This is a genomic window from Bacteroides sp. MSB163, assembly GCF_036416795.1.
Lineage (GTDB): Bacteria > Bacteroidota > Bacteroidia > Bacteroidales > Bacteroidaceae > Bacteroides > Bacteroides maternus.
On record NZ_CP143867.1, the window covers coordinates 1,147,811 to 1,167,110 of the forward strand.

Below are 19,300 nucleotides of genomic sequence, written 5' to 3' on the forward strand. Positions count from 1 at the left end.
ATCCTTCATTCATCATTCATCATTCTTCATTAAAACAAATGAATATGAAGAAACAAATTATAACTCTGATGTGTGCAACTGCTCTTTTAAGTAGTTGCCATATCTACAAATCATACGACAGACCCGAAGATATTACGGCTGCCGGACTGTATCGCGACACGACAGCTGTGAACGATACACTGGCTGCGGATACAGCAAACTTCGGCAACCTGCCTTGGAGGGAAGTATTTACCGACCCTCAGTTGCAAGCGCTCATCGAACAAGCACTTGCCAATAATCCAGATTTGCGCAGCGCCGCTCTGAACGTGAAGAAGGCAGAAGCTGCACTTATGTCTGCACGTCTGGCTTATGCTCCCACGCTTGCACTGTCTCCGCAAGGAACCGTAAGCAGCTGGGATAAGGGAAAAGCTACGCAAACTTATTCGCTTCCTGTTACAGCAAGCTGGCAAATTGATCTGTTCGGTCAGATACTGAACCCGAAACGTGGTGCACAGGTGTCTCTGAAACAGACACAGTTCTATGAACAAGCGGTGCAAACTCAGGTAATCGCTAATGTAGCCAATATATACTACACATTGTTGATGCTCGACCGCCAGTTGCAGATAACAGAATCCACAGCCGATATCCTGAAAAAGAATGTGGAAACCGTAGAGGCTATGAAGGATGCAGGCATATACAATACGACTTCTGCCGGAGTAGAACAAACCCGTGCAGCTTACGCGCAGGTGCTGGCATCTCTGCCAGGCATGCGCCAAAGCATTCGTGAAACAGAAAATGCTCTTTGCCTGATGTTGAATCAACCGGCACAGGAAATAGAACGCGGTGTATTGGAAAACCAGCAATTACCGACAGAATTTTCAGCCGGTATCCCTTTGCAACTATTGTCTAACCGCCCCGATGTAAAGGCTGCCGAGATGTCTCTTGCTGCAAGTTATTACGATACTAACAGCGCACGTGCGGCTTTCTATCCGCAGATTACATTGAGTGGTTCGGCAGGATGGACTAACAGTGCAGGTTCTGCAATTGTGAATCCGGGTAAGTTACTGGCTTCCGCCATAGGGTCATTGACACAACCGTTGTTCTATCGCGGCGCTAATATCGCCCGTCTGAAACAGGCCAAAGCACAGGAAGAGCAATCCAAAATCCAGTTCCAGACCACTTTGCTGAAAGCTGGAAACGAAGTGAGCAACGCCTTATATCAATATCAGATGACTTCCGAAAAGGCTGTTTCTCGTGAAATCCAGGTAAATTCCGCCCGTAAAGCTGCGGAAGATACAAAAGAATTGTTTAACTTAGGCACGTCAACGTATCTGGAAGTTCTGTCTGCTGAGCAATCTTACCTCAGTGCACAAACCTCCGAGGTATCCGACACTTTCGACCGCATGCAAGCTGTTATCAGCCTGTACCAGGCGCTCGGAGGAGGCAGAAAGTAATAACTAAAAACTAATTACTATGATAAGTCCATTAGCATTTGTAGATCCTGCCGCAAAGCTCGGCAAGAATGTAACGGTCCAGCCTTTTGCATATATCGAAGGCGATGTGGAAATTGGAGATGATTGTATCATCATGTCCGGTGCGCGTATCCTCGACGGTACGCGTATGGGGCAAAAGAATAAAGTGCATCATGGAGCCGTACTTGGTACCACCCCGCAAGATTTCCACTATACAGGTGAGAAAAGTATGTTGATCATCGGCGACCAGAACGACATTCGCGAGAACGTGGTTGTGAGCCGCGCTACACATGAAGGAGATGCTACACGTATCGGAAACGAGAACTTTCTGATGGATAGCGTACACCTTTGCCATGACGTGCAAATAGGTAACCATTGTGTACTGGGACTTAAGACTATCGTAGCCGGTGACTGTCGTATCAGCGACTTTACGATTCTAAGCAGTAACGTCATCTTGCAACAGAAATGCCACATCGGAAGTTGGGTACTGATACAGTCAGGATGCCGCATTGCGAAAGATGTACCACCGTATGTTATCATGAACGGTAATCCGGCAAGTTATCACGGAATTAATGCTGTTGTGCTACAGCACAAGCACCAGGTTTCCGAACGCATTCTACGCCATATCGTAAATGCTTACCGACTGATTTATCAAGGTAACTTCAGCATCCACGATGCCTTGCAAAAGATTGAGGACCAAGTGCCGATGAGTGATGAGATACACAATATCATCAACTTCGTGCGAGATTCCAAAGGCATTGTAAAATAAAGGAATACTCCTTATTCAGAAGGCGGTCGGGTTTACTCGTCCGCCTTTTTTGTTATCTTTGCACCACCTTACCCATTCAATTATGAGAAAGAAGAAAAAACAAACGAATAGCAAGAAACAACTGACGCTCCTGATTATCCTGATCATATGCAGCATCGTCACCACTTATCAAACAACGAACTCTAAAGAAAAAGCTACTGGTATTGAACAAACAGAAACCATCGTTCAGAATCTTCCCCTGAATTCTGATATATACATCAAGCAAACCATTGCCCCAGGTATCCCCGAAATACTGTTGCAACGCACCGGATACCTCGTATCCTACAACTCCAACACCCGCATAGCCAACTGGGTAGCCTGGAAACTGACTCCCGAACGTTTAAAGGAAAATACCGAGCGAATCAATAGCTTCCGTCCCGACCCTGACCTACCTAAGAGTAAAGCCGTCACCACGCAAGACTATAAAGGTAGTGGCTGGGACCGTGGGCACCTTTGTCCGGCAGGTGACAACAAATGGGACCGTGAAGCCATGATAGAAAGTTTCTACATGACCAACATCTGTCCCCAGCACCATAATCTAAACCGGGGCGACTGGAACGAACTGGAACAAAAATGCCGCAAGTGGGTGAAAAAAGACAGTTGTCTTTACATTGTAGCCGGCCCTATCTTCTATGACCGGAAGCCACAGACCATAGGCGAGCATAAAGTGGCCGTGCCGGATGCTTTCTTTAAAGTGATACTTTCTCTGCACAAAAGGCCGAAAGCCATCGGATTTATCTATAAAAACAACGAAGGGAATAATCCACTGGACTCTTATGTAAACACTGTGGATGAAGTGGAGCGGATCACAGGGATAGACTTCTTCCCCGCCCTTCCCGATGATATAGAAAAGGCGGTAGAAGCAAGCTATAATTTGAAAGACTGGAAATAGTTACTCAAAATTCAATATACCGAAGAATTCGGGACAGTGGAAATTTGGTTTTTCCAGATTAATAGGATTCCATGAGAGGAAATGAGGTGTTTGTAATTTATCACCGCATTTGTAGAAATTGGCACGAACCGTCTTTCCGTCAAGACTGGTGATTTGATGTTTAAAAAAAGCAGAATAAGGAATGACTAATGCCAATTCCCAGCTGCACGCTTCTACCCGTTCTTCAAAAGGTTCGCGTCCCAGAGAAGACCAACGCTGCACCTTATCCATTACTTCTTGCGGAGCATGTTCGCGATTGCTACGTCCGGCACCTGCACCGATCAGCAAAGTCCCCACACAGTTACACTCTACATTATAATAAATACCGTCTCCCGCAGGAATAGAAAAGAATTCTACGCAAGCATCTTCCCATACAGCACCGTTATCTCCCGTTGCTACAGCACGCACACTAGCTTCCTTTACTTTATAATGAACCAAAATCGCATCGTCTGTATGGGCAATACGGAACTGCACTTCCGGCTGATAAGGAAATGCTTCCCAATTCACCGTATTGATCGGCTGGAAATCGACCTTTTCTTTGTCCAGCAAAGCAGGAACATTCTCCACCGCCACATTAGCCAGACTCACTTTCTTTACATTCAACTCTTTCATTTCTTTCTTTTGGAGGTTAGTTGCAGACAAGGAATAAAAACAGAGCAGAGATAAAAACAAGACTGCTGATTTCAACACCAAGTATGCAGGGGTTCTTTTACTCATATTTTGATTGCATTAAAGAAGCTACAAGTCACAAGCTACAAGTGGCTGCGCTCTAATAACGAAAGGCACTCGTAGCTTGTAACTCGTAGCTCGTAACTATCATACCAATGATTCCTTTATAAGCTCCTTCATCTCCAGTGTATGTTCCTCGGCACTCTGAAGCAATTTGAACTGCGCTTTTGTACGTACAAGGTTGTGTTCCGGATATTTAATCTTATAATAAGTATCACCATTAATATAATCTGCCAAAAAACGAACACACTGCATATAGGGGAACAACGCAGCGGCATACGGCAAGTTCTCAATCTCTATCGGAAGCAAAAAGACTTTCGCAGATTCCAGATAACCTTTTGCAAACGCCTTGAATATTTCCATATTGAAATTCACATTATCCAGATTTTCATCATCCTCGGCGCCCGTATTGGCTGCTGAACGAAGGAAGTCTCCAAAATCGGAAAAGATAAAATTGGGCATTACGGTATCAAGATCAATCACACAAAGTACTTTCCCTTCTTCATCGAACATCATATTGTTCACCTTCGTATCGCAGTGACATACACGTTTAGGCAATTTACCCTCACGATACAAACGTTCACCTTTACACATTTCGTCTGCACGCTTTTCAATCTCATCCAGATAATATTGCACTTCTTTCACCCGGCCCACCGCATCCGCAGCCACGGCATCCCGAAGCTGTTTCAGACGAAACTCCATATTATGGAAGTCAGGGATCGTCTCTCCCAGCGTATCCGGAATATCCGCAAGCATCGCCTGGAAATTGCCAAAAGCTACACCGGCATAATAAGAATATTCCGCATCCACCGTTTCATAAGTCTTTGCATTGGGGATGAAAGTCATGATGCGCCAATAGTTTTCTCCATCGTACCAATACGTTTTTCCCGTATCGGCAGGAATAAAAGAAAGCACCTTACGATCGATATCATCCGCTCCCTGTTCCGTAAGTTTCTTGCGGATATGCCGGGTAACGGCTTCAATGTTTGCCTGCAACATCTCCACATTTTGGAAGATAGCGTGGTTGATACGTTGCAATACATAGTCGGGCGCGCCGGCTTCCAGAGTAGTCACTTTGTACGTGTCATTGATCAGTCCGCTGCCCAAAGGCTGAATTTCATTAACTGTACCCTTCGTATTGAAATGGGATACAATGGATTGGAGGTTATTCATGATATTTTATAATAGATTTAAAATTGGTATGCAAATATACGCCTTCCGAATGAAAGCAAAAGTCAAAATTCGTCCGACAAACGCCCAAAAATATACATTTCGACAGACATAACCATAAAAATCAGCCAATAAACATCCCCCTTTTGAGCAAAACGCCTTATATTTGTGTTTGAAACCTTAAAATACCGGAGGAAAAGTGCAAAAGTTTATCAGAACGCTGTTTCTTGTTTTAGTAAGCATAGTTACGGCAAACGTACACAGCCAGAATATCACTTTCAATCATCTGACCACCGACGACGGCCTATCTCAGTTTAGTGTCAACAGTTTGTATATTGATGAAAATGGTATCTTATGGATTGGTACGCGCGAAGGTTTAAACCGCTACAATGGAAATGACATACAGACTTACAAACTGAACAAAAACGATCCCTACAGCCTCTTCTGTAACACCGTGCTCCGTATGGCAGGCGACCAGAACGGGAAAATCTACCTGCTCTGTACCGAAGGGGTTGCCCAGTTCGACCTGACTACTCAACGCTTCACCACCCTCCTGCAAGGAAATATCAATAGCATATATTATAAAAACGGCCTTTTCATCGGAAAAAAGAACGAAATATACCGCTACAATGAGCAAACCGACAACTTCGATCTTTATTACCAGATGGCAGGAGAAAACATCGAAATATCCTGTATGTTCGAAGACAAAGGACACATGTGGATAGGAACCACCAGCGAAGGTGTGTTCAATCTGAAACTAGACGGACATGTGCTAACCCACCCCATCGAGAAAGGAAATATCACCAGTATTTACCAAGACAATGCAGGTGAACTGTGGATCGGAAGCTGGGAGAAGGGACTCTTCCGGGTAAAAACTGACGGAAGCATCGAGAACCTGCGAAACGACCCGAAGAACCCGCACAGCATATCTTCCGATTTCGTGAGAGCCTGCTGTGAGGATAATCTTGGCAATATCTGGATAGGGACTTTCAACGGTCTGAACCGGTACAACAAAACAACAGGACTTTTCCAAAACCATACCTCCAACGAAATGCAGAATGAAGGACTTACACACTCGTCCATCTGGTGCATCGTAAAAGATAATCAGGGCACCTTATGGCTGGGTACTTACTTCGGCGGTGTCAATTACTTCAACCCCGAATATGAAATCTATACCCGGTACAAAGCTTCCATCCATGAAGAAGAAGGATTAAGTAGCCCCGTAGTTGGACGCACCATCGAAGATAAGAACGGAAATCTGTGGATTGGCACGGAAGGAGGCGGACTGAACTTCTACAACCGCCGGACACGTGAGTTCAAATGGTATCTTGCCAGACAGGGACGCAACAGCATCTCCCACAGCAACGTGAAAGCCCTTTATTATGACCCTGCAAAGGAAATCATCTGGATAGGAACCCATCTTGGCGGACTGAACAAACTGGATATCCGCACAGGCGCATTCACGCATTATCTGATGGAAGAAGGGAATCCGGAAACTCTTCCGTCCAATATCGTTCGTGACATAGCCCCCTATCAGAACCAGTTGATTGTCGCTACCCAAAACGGTGTATGCCTGTTCAACCCTCAGACCGGAAAATGTCAACAGCTCTTTAAAGACAGCAAAGAAGGGCGTAAGATAGCTATGGTTGCAGATGTAGAGGTAGATAATAACGGCACGCTCTGGATTGCCGCCACAGGCGAAGGTATCTTCTCCTATCGCTTCGATACCAACAAGCTGACCAATTATCGTCACGACGGGACGCAGGCACATAGCCTCAGCAACAATAATGTGAACAATATTATGCAGGACAGTAAGGGTAACTTGTGGTTCTCCACTTCGGGAAGCGGCCTCGATCTGTACCGTCCCGCTACCAACGATTTCGAAAACTTCGACAAGGGCAAAAACGGACTTGTCAGCGATTGCATCTACGATACACAAGAATCCCCCGTCAGCGGTAAACTGATACTGATTACCAATCAGGGGTTCTCCATCTTCGATCAGAAAGTGGAAAAGTTTCAGAACTACAGCGTGGAGAATGGTTTCCCACTGACAGCTGTCAATGAAAACGCCCTTTGTGTGACACGCGACGGAGAAATCTTCCTTGGCGGTACGCAAGGTATGCTCTCATTCAATGAACTGGAACTTAATTTCACCCCGAAGCCTTACAAGATCATCCTTTCCCGCCTCATCGTAAACGGCGCCGAAGTAAAAGTGAGCGATGAAACGGGCATTTTAACGCAATCCCTATGCCATACACGGGAAATCACCCTGAATGCTAACCAAACCATGTTCAGCATCGAATTCGCCACCTCCAACTACGTGGCAGCCAATAAGAATGAAATCATTTACAAACTGGAAGGCTTCTCCGAAGACTGGAATAGCACGCGCGGTCAACCTGTCATCACCTACACGAACCTGAATGCTGGAACATACAATCTACTGATTAAACCTAAAGGAAAAGAAGAGTCCATCTGTCCGCAGGTGCATCTTACGATTCATGTACTGCCACCTTATTATAAAACTCCGCTCGCCTATCTTATCTATCTGATAGTGACCGGCATCCTTTTGTGGTATCTGGTAAAGACATACAAATCGAGAATAAAGCTGCGTGAATCGTTGAAGTACGAACAGAAGCATATACAAGACGTAGAAGCGCTGAACCAATCAAAACTACGTTTCTTTACCAACATCTCGCACGAGTTCCGCACGCCGCTTACGCTCATCGTATCGCAGGTGGAAACTCTGATGCAATTGCAAAACTTTACACCCACCATTTATAATAAGATACTGAGCATTTACCAGAACAGCATCCAGCTGCGCGAACTGATCACCGAACTCCTGGACTTCCGCAAACAGGAACAAGGACACATGAAGGTAAAAGTCAGTCCGCACAACATAGTGCATTTCCTTTATGAGAATTACCTCATCTTCATGGAATATGCAAGCAGCAAACAGATCAATTTCAATTTCGAGAAAGACTGTGAAAGTCTTGAAGTATGGTATGACCAAAAGCAAATGCAGAAGGTAATCAACAACCTGCTATCCAATGCCATCAAGCATACCCAAGCCGAAGATACCATCACACTCAGCATTACCACCGAAGGCAATGAAGCCGTAATTCGCGTGACTGATACAGGCAGCGGTATCGATGCCAAAGAAGTAGATAAGATATTCGACCGTTTCTATCAGACAGAGCAGATGGACAGTCTCACCACCGGTGTAGGCACCGGCATCGGTCTGGCCCTGACGAAAGGCATCGTCGAACTGCACCACGGCACCATCAAGGTAGAAAGTGAACTGGGCAAGGGCAGCAGTTTCATCGTCCGCCTCCACCTGGGCAACGCCCATTTTAATACTGAGGAAATCAGCAAAAAGAGCGAAGACGTACAGCAAATAGAACAACCGCAAACTTCTGAAATAGATGCTTCACTCAAAGCTGAATTGGAAGAAAATGCCCCGATTAAGCGCATGCCCGATGTCAAGATGGTTATCGTGGAAGACAATGCCTCCATTCGTGAGATGTTGGCAAACATCTTCCGCCCATTCTATCAGGTGCTGACAGCCGCAGACGGTGAAGAAGGCCTGGAGCTGATACAAAAGGAAATGCCGAATATTGTGGTTAGCGACGTCGTTATGCCCAAAATGTCCGGTACCGAACTCTGCAAACAGATTAAAAATGATTTCAATACTTGCCACATACCGGTAGTACTGCTTACCGCACGGACTGCCGTAGAACAAAACATTGAAGGACTGCGTATCGGCGCGGACGATTACATCACCAAACCATTCAATACGAATCTGTTGATTTCACGTTGTAACAACCTGGTAAATTCACGCATTCTCTTGCAAGAAAAGTTCAGTAAACAACCACAGGCTTATGCACAGATGCTTGCTACCAACCCGATAGACAAGGAAATTCTGGACCGCGCCATCGGCATCATCGAAAAGAATCTGGATAATACGGAATTTAATGTCAACATCTTCGCCCGCGAAATGGCTATGGCACGCACCAACCTGTTCACCAAACTGAAAGCCATCACCGGACAAACACCGAATGACTTCATCCTGACCATCCGCCTGAAAAAAGGCGCCTTGATGCTGCGGAACAACCCGGAACTAAACATTACCGAGATCTCGGACAAAATAGGTTTCAGTTCTTCGCGCTACTTCTCAAAGTGCTTCAAGGATGTATATCACGTCAGCCCGCTTGCCTACCGCAAAGGGGAAGACGCCGACAAAGAGGAGAAAACCGAAGAAGACGAAGAGGGCTGACGAACCGCTTAAATATTCCACTCCGTTCCACCGAATTGAAACAAAAGATTCTCTCCTGAGAAACAAAACTTCCTTGCCTAAGGAACAAGAGTTTCTTACCTGAGAAACAAACGCTCCAATACGGTGGAACAGAAGTGTCACTGAACTTTGTACATTTTCGCCCTTCTCCTGTACTTCATTATACACATAATCCGGAGAAAGCCATTACCTTTGACCTCAGAAATAACAATCTAAAGTCAAAGAACTATGAAACAATTTTCTCCTTTATGGTCCCTCCTCCCAGGCGCAGCCCTGATAGCCGGATGCGGAAATCCATCGAAAAAGGAAACCACTGACAACACCCGTCAGAAACCTAATGTGATATACTTAATTGCCGACGATTTGGGTATCGGCGATTTGAGTTGCTATGGTGCTACCAAGATAAGTACTCCTAATATCGACCGTCTTGCCGGACAAGGTGTACAGTTTACCAATGCCTATGCCACTTCCTCTACCAGCACACCTTCCCGCTTCGGTCTGTTGACGGGCATGTATCCGTGGCGACAGGAGAATACGGGAATCGCTCCGGGTAACTCTGAACTGATTATCGACACAGCCTGTGTCACTATGGCCGACATGTTCAAGGCAGAAGGCTATGCCACCGGTGCCGTAGGAAAATGGCATTTGGGACTCGGCCCCAAAGGTGGTACGGACTTCAATCATCTGATAAAACCTAATACCCAGGATATAGGGTTTGATTACGAATACATCATTCCCGCCACAGTAGACCGTGTACCTTGTGTATTCGTTGAAAACGGACATGTAGTAGGTTTAGATCCCAACGATCCCATTACCGTCAACTATAACCACAAAGTGGGTGACTGGCCTACCGGATTGGAGAATCCGGAACTTGTAAAACTGAAACCCAGTCAGGGACATAACAATACGATTGTAAATGGTATTCCCCGTATCGGTTGGATGACCGGTGGTAAATCTGCTCTTTGGGTGGATGAGGACATTGCAGATGTCATCACAGGTAAAGCAAAAGATTTTATTATCAAGCATAAAGACGAACCTTTCTTTATGTACATGGGTACGCAAGATGTACACGTTCCACGCGTCCCCCACGCCCGTTTCGCCGGAAAGAGCGGTATGGGAACCCGTGGTGATGTAATCCTGCAACTGGACTGGACTGTGGGCGAGATTATGAACACTCTGGACAGTCTGAACCTTGCGGATAACACCATCTTTGTATTCTGTAGTGATAACGGCCCTGTCATTGACGACGGTTATCAGGATCAGGCTCTCGAACTGCTGAACGGTCACACTCCCATGAAACAATACCGTGGTGGAAAGTACAGTGCTTATGAAGCCGGAACACGTATTCCATTCATTGTACGTTGGCCTGCCGGTATTCAGCCTTGCAAACAGCAAGCTCTATTCTCTATGATCGATGTGTACGCTTCTTTGGCCGCGTTACTGAATCATCCGCTTACACCTGCAACTGTTGCTCCTGACAGCCGTGATCAATTGGCCACTTTCTTAGGGAAAGATAATACCGGATGCGACTATGTAGTGCAACAGAATTTGAACAATACTTTATCGATTATTCAAGGAACATGGAAGTACATCGAACCAAGTGATAAGCCCGCTATCGAACATTGGACTAAAATGGAGTTAGGGAATGATCCCAAACCCCAACTGTACAATATTTCCATAGATCCGTCGGAGAAAGATAACGTCGCAGCAGCACATCCGGAGATGGTAAAAGAGCTTTCAGCACTACTGGAACAGGTGAAGGCCGGAAAACACCAAGGTACAAAGTAAAGAATCGTACAGAACGGGGGTTCTTTATCAAGAATGTACAAATTCGTACTTTTTGCGAACTATTAACGAAAGTAGACTTCTATTCAATCACATACATTTGCGTTGGAATTCGAGTCGTTTAACGAGAAAGAACAACCTTTTTTTTAATAACTAATTAATTTAATATTTATGAAACAGAAAGTAACCTTAATACTATTGGCCGCTTTTCTTTGCTGCGTATTAGGAGTACAAGCACAGACAGGTAGCCAAGTTACAGGTAAAGTTGTTGATGCTATGGGAGAACTTCCCGGAGTCAGTGTTGTCGTGAAAGGAACCACTAATGGAACTACTACTGATCTAAATGGTGAGTTTAAGCTAGGTAACGTAAAAAACTCTGATGTCCTACAATTTTCTTTTATCGGATATAAAACTCTGGATGTGAAAGTCGGAAATCAAAAGAAATTTGATGTCACACTCCAGGAAGATGCTCAAGCATTAGATGAAGTTGTGGTCGTAGCTGTTGGTTATGGTGACGTCAGAAGACGCGACTTGACTGGTTCTATCGGATCAGCTAATATGAATGACCTGGTTAAAGCTCCTGTTACCAACATTGCCGAAAGTTTAGGTGGTCGTATCGCTGGTGTACAAGTTTCATCCTCTGATGGTGGTTTAGGTGATAACTTCAACATTGTTATTCGCGGAGCAGGTTCATTAACTGGAAGTACCGCACCTCTTTATGTAGTTGACGGATTCCCTCAGGAGACATCTACAATGAGTGCACTTAACCAAAACGATATCGAATCTATTGATATTCTGAAAGATGCATCCGCAACAGCTATCTACGGTGCTCGTGGTGCTAACGGTGTTGTAATTATTACTACCAAAAAAGGTGGTGCTGGTAAACCTACAATCACGTATAATGGTAGTCTGACAGTAGGTAATGTAAAGAACACTGCTGATATGATGAATGCATATGAGTTTGTTCAATTGCAACGTGAACTTCTCGATGATGAAGACTTCGCAAGTAACTATATCACGGATCTTTACGGTTCTCTTGAAGATTATAGACATGCTCCGACATATGACTGGCAAGACTATATCTATCGTACTGCATTAAGTCATAACCATCATGTTTCTATGACAGGTTCACAAGGAGACCTGAAATATTCCACTTCATTGTCCTATACTGACCAACAGGGTATTATCATTAGATCTGGCTTGAAACGTTACCAAGGACGCGTAAATCTAAGCCAAAAGGTAAATAAAAGATTAAAAGTAGATTTCACCGGTAATTATGCCAGCAATGTACAAGATGGTCCTACTGCTTCAACCGCTACGACTGCCATGTCTACAGCCTACATGTACAGTGTATGGGCATTTCGTCCCGTATCCCCCAACGGAACCGATTTACTTAACCAAATGTACGATGAAGGTGTAAATATGACGGAAGATTACCGCTTTAATCCCGTACATTCAGCACGTAACGAGTATCGTCACAAAACGACTAATAACCTACAGTTCAATGTTAGTGCAGATTATGAATTTATCAAAGGACTAAAACTGAAAATTGCAGGTGGATATACCTCAAGAGACTATACAAATGAAGAATTCAACAGTTCAATGACTCGTACAGGTAACTCACACCCTTCAAATACCCAAAGTAAAGGTATCAATGCTTATTTATATAAATCAGAATCAAGAAGTTACTTAAATGAAAACACTCTGACCTACCAACTCAATAAGAACAAACATAACTTTAACGCATTGGCAGGTCTTTCATTCCAAAAAAATACAAGCTATATCTACTCTATCACAGCAGAGCATATAGCCAAAGATTCTTATGGAATGGCAGGTTTAAACAAAGGTTCATCTACTCCTTCTGTGACATCCTCAAAAGGAGAAAATACCTTAATGTCATATTTCGGACGTATTAATTACAACTATGACTCACGCTATTACTTAACTGCTACTATGCGTGCTGACGGCTCTTCTAAATTTGCCAAAAACAATCGCTGGGGATATTTCCCTTCCGGTTCATTAGCTTGGGCATTCCAACGTGAAGCTTTTATGTCAGACGTAAATTGGTTATCAAACGGTAAATTACGTTTCAGTTATGGACAAACAGGTAATAACCGTATAGGTAACTACGAATATATGGCCCACCTTGTTACAAGTGATGATGTATATAAATATCCCTGGAATGGACAATTCAACCAAGGATATGTATTAAGCAGTATGGAAAACGAGAAATTAAAATGGGAAACAACAGAACAATTAGATTTCGGTATTGATTTAGGCTTCTTGAACGGACGTATTAATCTGACAATGGATTATTATATTAAAACCACAAAGGATTTATTACTTGATGCAAATATTGCAGCTAGTTCCGGTTTTTCAACAGCTACCTTGAATGTAGGTAAGTTGCGTAATAATGGTTTTGAACTAACATTGGAAACAACGAATATCAAGACTAAAGATTTTACTTGGACATCAAACTTTAATATAGCATTTAATAAAAACAAGATTATTGCTCTGAACTCAGGTCAAGATGATATCACCAGTTATATAAGCTGGGATAATAAATATCGCACTACACCTGCATACATTAGTAAAAAAGGTGAAGCCGCAGGAAAAATGTATGGTTTCATTTACGAAGGAACCTATAAATATGAGGACTTCAATGTTACTGAAGAAAATGGCAAGAAAATTTATACATTGAAAGAAGGTATTCCCTATTACGTAGCCAACACTCAACCAGGTGATCCCAAATATAAAGACTTGGACAACAGCGGTACGATTACCGATAAAGATAAAACAACAATCGGTAACGGACAACCTAAGCATATTGGTGGTTTCAGCAATAACTTCATCTATAAAAACTGGGATTTAAATATCTTCTTGCAATGGAGCTATGGAAATGACATATTGAATGCTAACCGCCTTGTATTCGAAAATCCTGGAGGTAAAAAGAATACTAATATGTTTGCAGGCTACGTTAACCGTTGGAGTGAAAGCAACCCGAACAGTAATATGCCTCGTGCAAAAGCGAATGGTGCTGCAGAATATAGTTCATTATATGTAGAAGATGGTTCATTCCTGAAATTAAAGAATATCTCATTGGGATATAATTTCCTGCCAAAAACATTAAGACCACTTCACATTAGTAACGCACGTCTTTATGTATCAGCAGAGAACATTGCAACAATCACCGGATATTCCGGTAACGACCCTGAAGTGTCAACCCGTAACTCTATATTAACTCCGGGATTCGACTGGTCTCCTTATCCACGTTCATTTAATATGTCTGTAGGATTAAATGTAACATTCTAATTTAATAATAAAACAGAATATGAAAACAATATATAAAAGCTTTAGAAATATCAGCCTGGTTCTATGTGCTGTAATGACCATTAGTTCCTGCGAGAGCTTTCTGGATACAAAACCTTATGACTTTGTTGCGCCGCAAACGTTTTATACAAACGAATCGGAATGCACAATGGCCTTAGCCGGAGTTTATTATACACTGGTTTACGAACAAACCTACGGTAACTACTACTCATGCATGATTTCCAATATAGATGACCTAAGTTACTATCAACGCCCTGAAGCTCAAACGGCCAGCTATGTATATGGTAACGACCACAGTCCCAGCGAACAATATGTCTGGGGGGCTTGGGAAACTCTATACAAAGGGATAAATAATGCCAATATGTTAATAGAAAATGTAGACGGTGCCGATATGGATAATGCTATAAAAACAAGAATCAAAGGTGAAGCCAAATTCCTCCGTGCATACTACCATTTCTTGTTAGTTCAAGGATGGTATGAAGTTCCTCTTCGTCCTGAATCATTTAAGGATGTGAATAACTCATCCAAAGAAGCCACGCCACATGTTGAAGCATTAAATTGGATTATCCAGGAAATGGAAGACTGCGTAGATATGGTAGATAATACAAATTACGATTTTTCTCCATCATATGTAAAAAAGAATACAGTAATGGGTGTGCTTGCCCGCGTTTACTTATGGCGCGCCTGTTATCCATTTGACGGAAAAATATCTAGTGATGGAAAAGCTTATTTTGAAAAAGCAGCTTATTGGGCAAACCAAGTAAAGATTTCCAACAAGCACCACTTAAACCCTGATGTTTATACCATGTGGAAAGCAATGGCGTCAGATACCTACGATACAGAATACAATGAATCTATTTGGGAAGCAGAATTTATTGGAACTCGCGATGATGGTAGCTATACTGCTGGTCGTATTGGTAATGTAATTGGAAATATTCAAAAAGGAACAGCAAATCCAGGTAATGGATATGCCTATGGTTTCTACGCCCCTACATTAATTCTTTGGGACTTGTTTGATGAAAATGACAAACGACGTGATCTCTCCATCTCAACTTATCAGATCAATGCCAAAGAAGAAAAAGTTGCATGGACAGCAAAACAAATCGTACAACGTTCCTGTGGAAAATTCCGCCGTGAATGGGAAACTGCGGCAACAAAGCATAAAAACTATACACCGGAAAATTACCCGTTATTGCGTTATGCAGATGTATTACTAATGCTTGCTGAAGCTGAAAATGAAGCAAACCAGAATCCTACAACTTTAGCTTATGAGGCTATCAATGAAGTACGCAAACGTGCCGGAATAGACCCATTGAAAGGCCTATCTTATAGAGATTTTCAACAAGCTGTGCGTGACGAACGTGCCCGTGAGTTATGCTTTGAATCTTTACGAAAATATGACTTGGTACGCTGGGGAATTTATGTAAAGGCAATCCACGATGATTTAGGTGCCGCAACGAAAGATTCTCGCTGGGCTCCAGGTGCCAATTTCATCGGTGCAGCTACTTATGCTGCAAGGACATCTGATAAACACCAATTCCTTCCTATCCCCACCAAGGAATTGGGCGTAAATACTAAACTCGTGCAAAACAAGTATTGGCTCGACAAAAAATAATAATTTAGTTGCACAGAACTTCTAACCTTAAAATTAATTCAAATAGACCTTAATCAATTTGATATGTGTGGGGAGAGTGACCGTGAGGTTCCTCTCCCTCTTTATATAAAACTTAAAAAATAATATGCCTTATGACCAGAAAACACTTGCTATTCATCCTTACGCTGCTATGCAGCCAAGGATCTTTTGCTCAATTCATAGATTTTGAAACAGAAATCCCCAAAGAGTTTAAAACAGCTGATAAGGGAAAAATCACCCTGTCCACCCGATATTATAAAGAAGGGAAACAAAGCCTGGAATGGGATTTCCGCTCCGGTTCCAAACTCAATGTTTCTCTGGAACAGCCTCTCACCCTGGATGAGCGAATGGAAAATTCATACGGAATAACTTTATGGATTTATAACGAAGTTCCCCAGCAAGATTCTATTCGTTTTGAGTTTCTTTCTCCCCAAGGAGATATATCTTATTGGTTCAGTTTCCGATTGGCATCGGCTGGCTGGCGCGCTTGCTGGATTGGCTTCCAGCACATGAAAGGAGATAAACAAAATAAAGAAATAGCAAGCTATCGGCTGGTAGCCCCTGAACGAAAAGGCCGTATATTTCTGGACCGTTTGACTTTCCCTGTAAAAAAGATGAACGACCGTACTACCCCCGATTTACAGATGCCTTACAATAACTCCCTATCGTATCGCGACCTGTGGCATTGGTGCCGGGTTTGGCAATGGGAACAATATAAGTATGATATTCCATTACCTTCCGCCCTCAACCAAGCAGAAAAAAACGAACTCCGTATTGTAGAACAGCGGTTAACCACTGCCCTCGATATTCAGAAAGCACCCAAAGAAGCTGTATCCAAAGCATACGATGTTTTTCAGAAAGCCAATATTCAACGCTCTGGGACAGGATTCACAGGCGCTCCTATCCTGCCCCCCGATGAACTGAACCGTTCCAAAGGAGAAATGTCCTGGAATGACTTGGAAACAATGCTCTCCGGATTTGCCTACGATGCTTATTACAATCATTCGGAAACTTCCCACCAGAATTACTTCACCGTCTGGGACTTCGCCATAGACCAGGGATTCGCTTTCGGTAGCGGGATGGGAACCAATCATCACTATGGATATCAGGTACGGAAAATTTATACTACAGCCTGGTTAATGCGCGACGCTATTTGGAAAGCTCCCAACCGAGAGAATATTTTAGCCACTCTCATTTTCTGGTCTGCCTTACAAGAAACCCGGCAATCTTACCAATACGGAAGAGATGAATTACTGGACAGTTGGCATACTCTTTTAATGGCTAAAACAGTTTCAGCACTACTATTCACTGACAAACGGGAACGAGTACGCGCGCTGAAAGGCCTTTCCCGTTGGGTATCCTCTTCTCTTCAATACACTCCGGGCACTATCGGAGGCATCAAAGTAGACGGAACCACTTTCCACCATGGTGGTTTCTATCCAGCCTATACCACAGGCGTACTCGCCATGGTAGGCCAATTTATTTCCTTAACCAATAATACCGCCTATGAACCTACCGAAGAGGCTCGTCAAGTTCTGAAATCTGCCTTTATTGCCATGCGTAACTACTCCAATAAATATGAATGGGGAATTGGTATTAGCGGACGACATCCTTTCGGCGGCTCGATGAAGGCGGATGACATAGCTGCTTTTGCTTATCTTGCCCTATCAGGAGACTTATCAGGAGAAGGCAATGCCTTCGACCATCATCTGGCAGCAGACTATCTACGGCTTTGCGAAAAGGATACCCCTGAAGCACGTTATTTCAAAGCGCAGGGTATTGCTCCCGCTTCCGCTCCACAAGGTTTCTTTGTATATAACTATGGGGCGGCAGGTATTTTCCGGAGAAGCGATTGGATGGTGACCTTAAAAGGTTATACCACTGACGTCTGGGGATCAGAAATTTATCGAAAAGATAACCGTTATGGACGTTACCAAAGCTATGGTTCCATCCAAATTATGGGATACCCTTCACGCCTTGCCAGCGGTTATGATGAGAACGGTTGGGATTGGAATCGCCTGCCAGGAACTACCACCATCCATTTACCATTCGAGTTGCTCGACAGTCCACTACCAGGAACCACCATGGCTCATTCTAAAGAAAATTTTTCAGGCAGTAGTTCTCTCGAAGGTAAAAACGGCATATTTGCTACAAAACTGATGGAACGTGAATTGAAAAACTTTACTCCGGACTTCGTAGCCCGCAAATCAGTCTTCTGTTTTGAGAACCGGATGATATGTTTAGGTAGTGGGATTAAAAATAGTAATAACAACTATTCTACAGAAACAACTTTATTTCAGAGCCTCTTCCACAAAGGCATAAGCAGCATTCATATCAATGGAGATGAACACAAAGAAGTAGGATTCTATCAAACAATTAATTGCAAAGCAGAGCAGCCCACCTGCATCAAAGACAGTTATAATAATTATTATTTCGTCAAGGATGGAGAAATAAAAGTTCAGATAGCGGAACAAAAATCACTTCATGAGAAAACACGTGCTGTCACCCATGGCACTTTCGCATCCTCATGGATTGATCACGGCAAAGCTCCAAACAATGCAACTTACGAATACATGATATGGATACAACCTACTGATGAAGAATTAAAAAAGCAAGTATTGCAAAGCTATGAAGTATTACAACGCGATAATGATGCACACATTGTTCATGATTACAAAACTGGCATTACCGCTTATGTACTATTTGAATCATTCGAATCACAGACTGATAAACTATTCCATAGTATACCTGCTGAAACAATGGTAATGTACCGTAATGATAATGATAAGATCATTCTAAGTGTTTGTGACCCAAATCTGAACATTAGCGAAAAGACTTATACAACCAAAGAGCCCAGCCGTATCATAAAGAAACAACTGGAGTTAAAAGGCTTATGGAAACCAGCAAAGGATAGTAAACAAACGGAAATATCTTATAAAACCAACAGTACAAATCTCACTGTTTACTGCCAACATGGACAACCTGTAGAAATAACACTAATTAATCTCCCACAATAGGGTTAAAAAAACATAGAATAATGATTAGCACATAAGTATGTACAGATTCGTACCATTTACGAACTATAAACGAAAGTCTTCTCTGTTTTAATCGCATATTTTTGCGATGTGATTCGACTCTTTCATCACGGAAGAAAAACCTTATTACTAATTAA

At 43.0% G+C, this 19,300-nt stretch carries 10 protein-coding genes; 8 read left to right on the plus strand and 2 right to left on the minus strand.

Annotated features, from left to right (window positions below; genetic code table 11):
• The first annotated feature begins 44 nt into the window (after positions 1-44).
• The 3 genes from VYM24_RS03985 (at position 45) to VYM24_RS03995 (ending at position 3,151) form a co-directional block, all read left to right on the plus strand.
• A complete protein-coding gene (locus VYM24_RS03985) occupies positions 45-1,433 on the plus strand; it encodes a TolC family protein (protein WP_330941509.1) in 1,389 nt (462 codons plus the stop codon).
• 19 nt (positions 1,434-1,452) lie between these two features.
• Positions 1,453-2,220, plus strand: a complete 768-nt coding sequence (lpxA, locus tag VYM24_RS03990) for an acyl-ACP--UDP-N-acetylglucosamine O-acyltransferase (protein ID WP_299090322.1) — start codon at positions 1,453-1,455, stop codon at positions 2,218-2,220.
• Positions 2,221-2,299: 79 nt separating this feature from the next.
• Complete coding sequence (locus tag VYM24_RS03995; RefSeq protein ID WP_330942210.1) at positions 2,300-3,151, plus strand: DNA/RNA non-specific endonuclease; 852 nt, start codon at positions 2,300-2,302, stop codon at positions 3,149-3,151.
• Here the strand turns inward: VYM24_RS03995 and VYM24_RS04000 are convergent, their stop codons facing one another.
• A complete protein-coding gene (locus VYM24_RS04000; RefSeq protein WP_291550826.1) occupies positions 3,152-3,907 on the minus strand; it encodes a carbohydrate-binding family 9-like protein in 756 nt (251 codons plus the stop codon).
• A gap of 99 nt (positions 3,908-4,006) precedes the next feature.
• Entirely contained in the window at positions 4,007-5,092 is a 1,086-nt protein-coding gene (locus VYM24_RS04005) for a phosphotransferase enzyme family protein (RefSeq protein ID WP_299090324.1), read from the minus strand.
• 196 nt (positions 5,093-5,288) lie between these two features.
• On the opposite strand from VYM24_RS04005, the gene VYM24_RS04010 reads away from it, so the two are divergent.
• The 5 genes from VYM24_RS04010 (at position 5,289) to VYM24_RS04030 (ending at position 19,145) form a co-directional block, all read left to right on the plus strand.
• Positions 5,289-9,362, plus strand: a complete 4,074-nt coding sequence (locus VYM24_RS04010; protein ID WP_330941510.1) for a hybrid sensor histidine kinase/response regulator transcription factor — start codon at positions 5,289-5,291, stop codon at positions 9,360-9,362.
• 246 nt (positions 9,363-9,608) lie between these two features.
• Positions 9,609-11,168 carry a sulfatase family protein gene (locus VYM24_RS04015; RefSeq protein ID WP_330941511.1) on the plus strand — a complete coding sequence of 520 codons (1,560 nt, stop codon included), beginning with the start codon at positions 9,609-9,611 and terminating at the stop codon, positions 11,166-11,168.
• Between the two features lie 168 nt (positions 11,169-11,336).
• Positions 11,337-14,477, plus strand: a complete 3,141-nt coding sequence (locus VYM24_RS04020; protein WP_330941512.1) for a SusC/RagA family TonB-linked outer membrane protein — start codon at positions 11,337-11,339, stop codon at positions 14,475-14,477.
• A gap of 19 nt (positions 14,478-14,496) precedes the next feature.
• A complete protein-coding gene (locus VYM24_RS04025) occupies positions 14,497-16,110 on the plus strand; it encodes a RagB/SusD family nutrient uptake outer membrane protein (RefSeq protein WP_330941513.1) in 1,614 nt (537 codons plus the stop codon).
• Between the two features lie 131 nt (positions 16,111-16,241).
• Positions 16,242-19,145 (plus strand): chondroitinase family polysaccharide lyase, encoded by a 2,904-nt coding sequence (locus VYM24_RS04030; RefSeq protein ID WP_330941514.1) that lies wholly within the window; start codon positions 16,242-16,244, stop codon positions 19,143-19,145.
• The last annotated feature ends 155 nt before the right edge of the window (positions 19,146-19,300 follow it).

Bases quoted from the DNA above. Each gene is read 5' to 3' on its own strand.
- VYM24_RS03985 (WP_330941509.1), top strand. From the start codon at position 45: ATGAAGAAACAAATTATAACTCTGATGTGTGCAACTGCTCTTTTAAGT.
- lpxA (WP_299090322.1), top strand. From the start codon at position 1,453: ATGATAAGTCCATTAGCATTTGTAGATCCTGCCGCAAAGCTCGGCAAG.
- VYM24_RS04000 (WP_291550826.1), bottom strand. From the start codon at position 3,907: ATGAGTAAAAGAACCCCTGCATACTTGGTGTTGAAATCAGCAGTCTTG.
- VYM24_RS04005 (WP_299090324.1), bottom strand. From the start codon at position 5,092: ATGAATAACCTCCAATCCATTGTATCCCATTTCAATACGAAGGGTACA.
- VYM24_RS04015 (WP_330941511.1), top strand. From the start codon at position 9,609: ATGAAACAATTTTCTCCTTTATGGTCCCTCCTCCCAGGCGCAGCCCTG.
- VYM24_RS04020 (WP_330941512.1), top strand. From the start codon at position 11,337: ATGAAACAGAAAGTAACCTTAATACTATTGGCCGCTTTTCTTTGCTGC.
- VYM24_RS04025 (WP_330941513.1), top strand. From the start codon at position 14,497: ATGAAAACAATATATAAAAGCTTTAGAAATATCAGCCTGGTTCTATGT.
- VYM24_RS04030 (WP_330941514.1), top strand. From the start codon at position 16,242: ATGACCAGAAAACACTTGCTATTCATCCTTACGCTGCTATGCAGCCAA.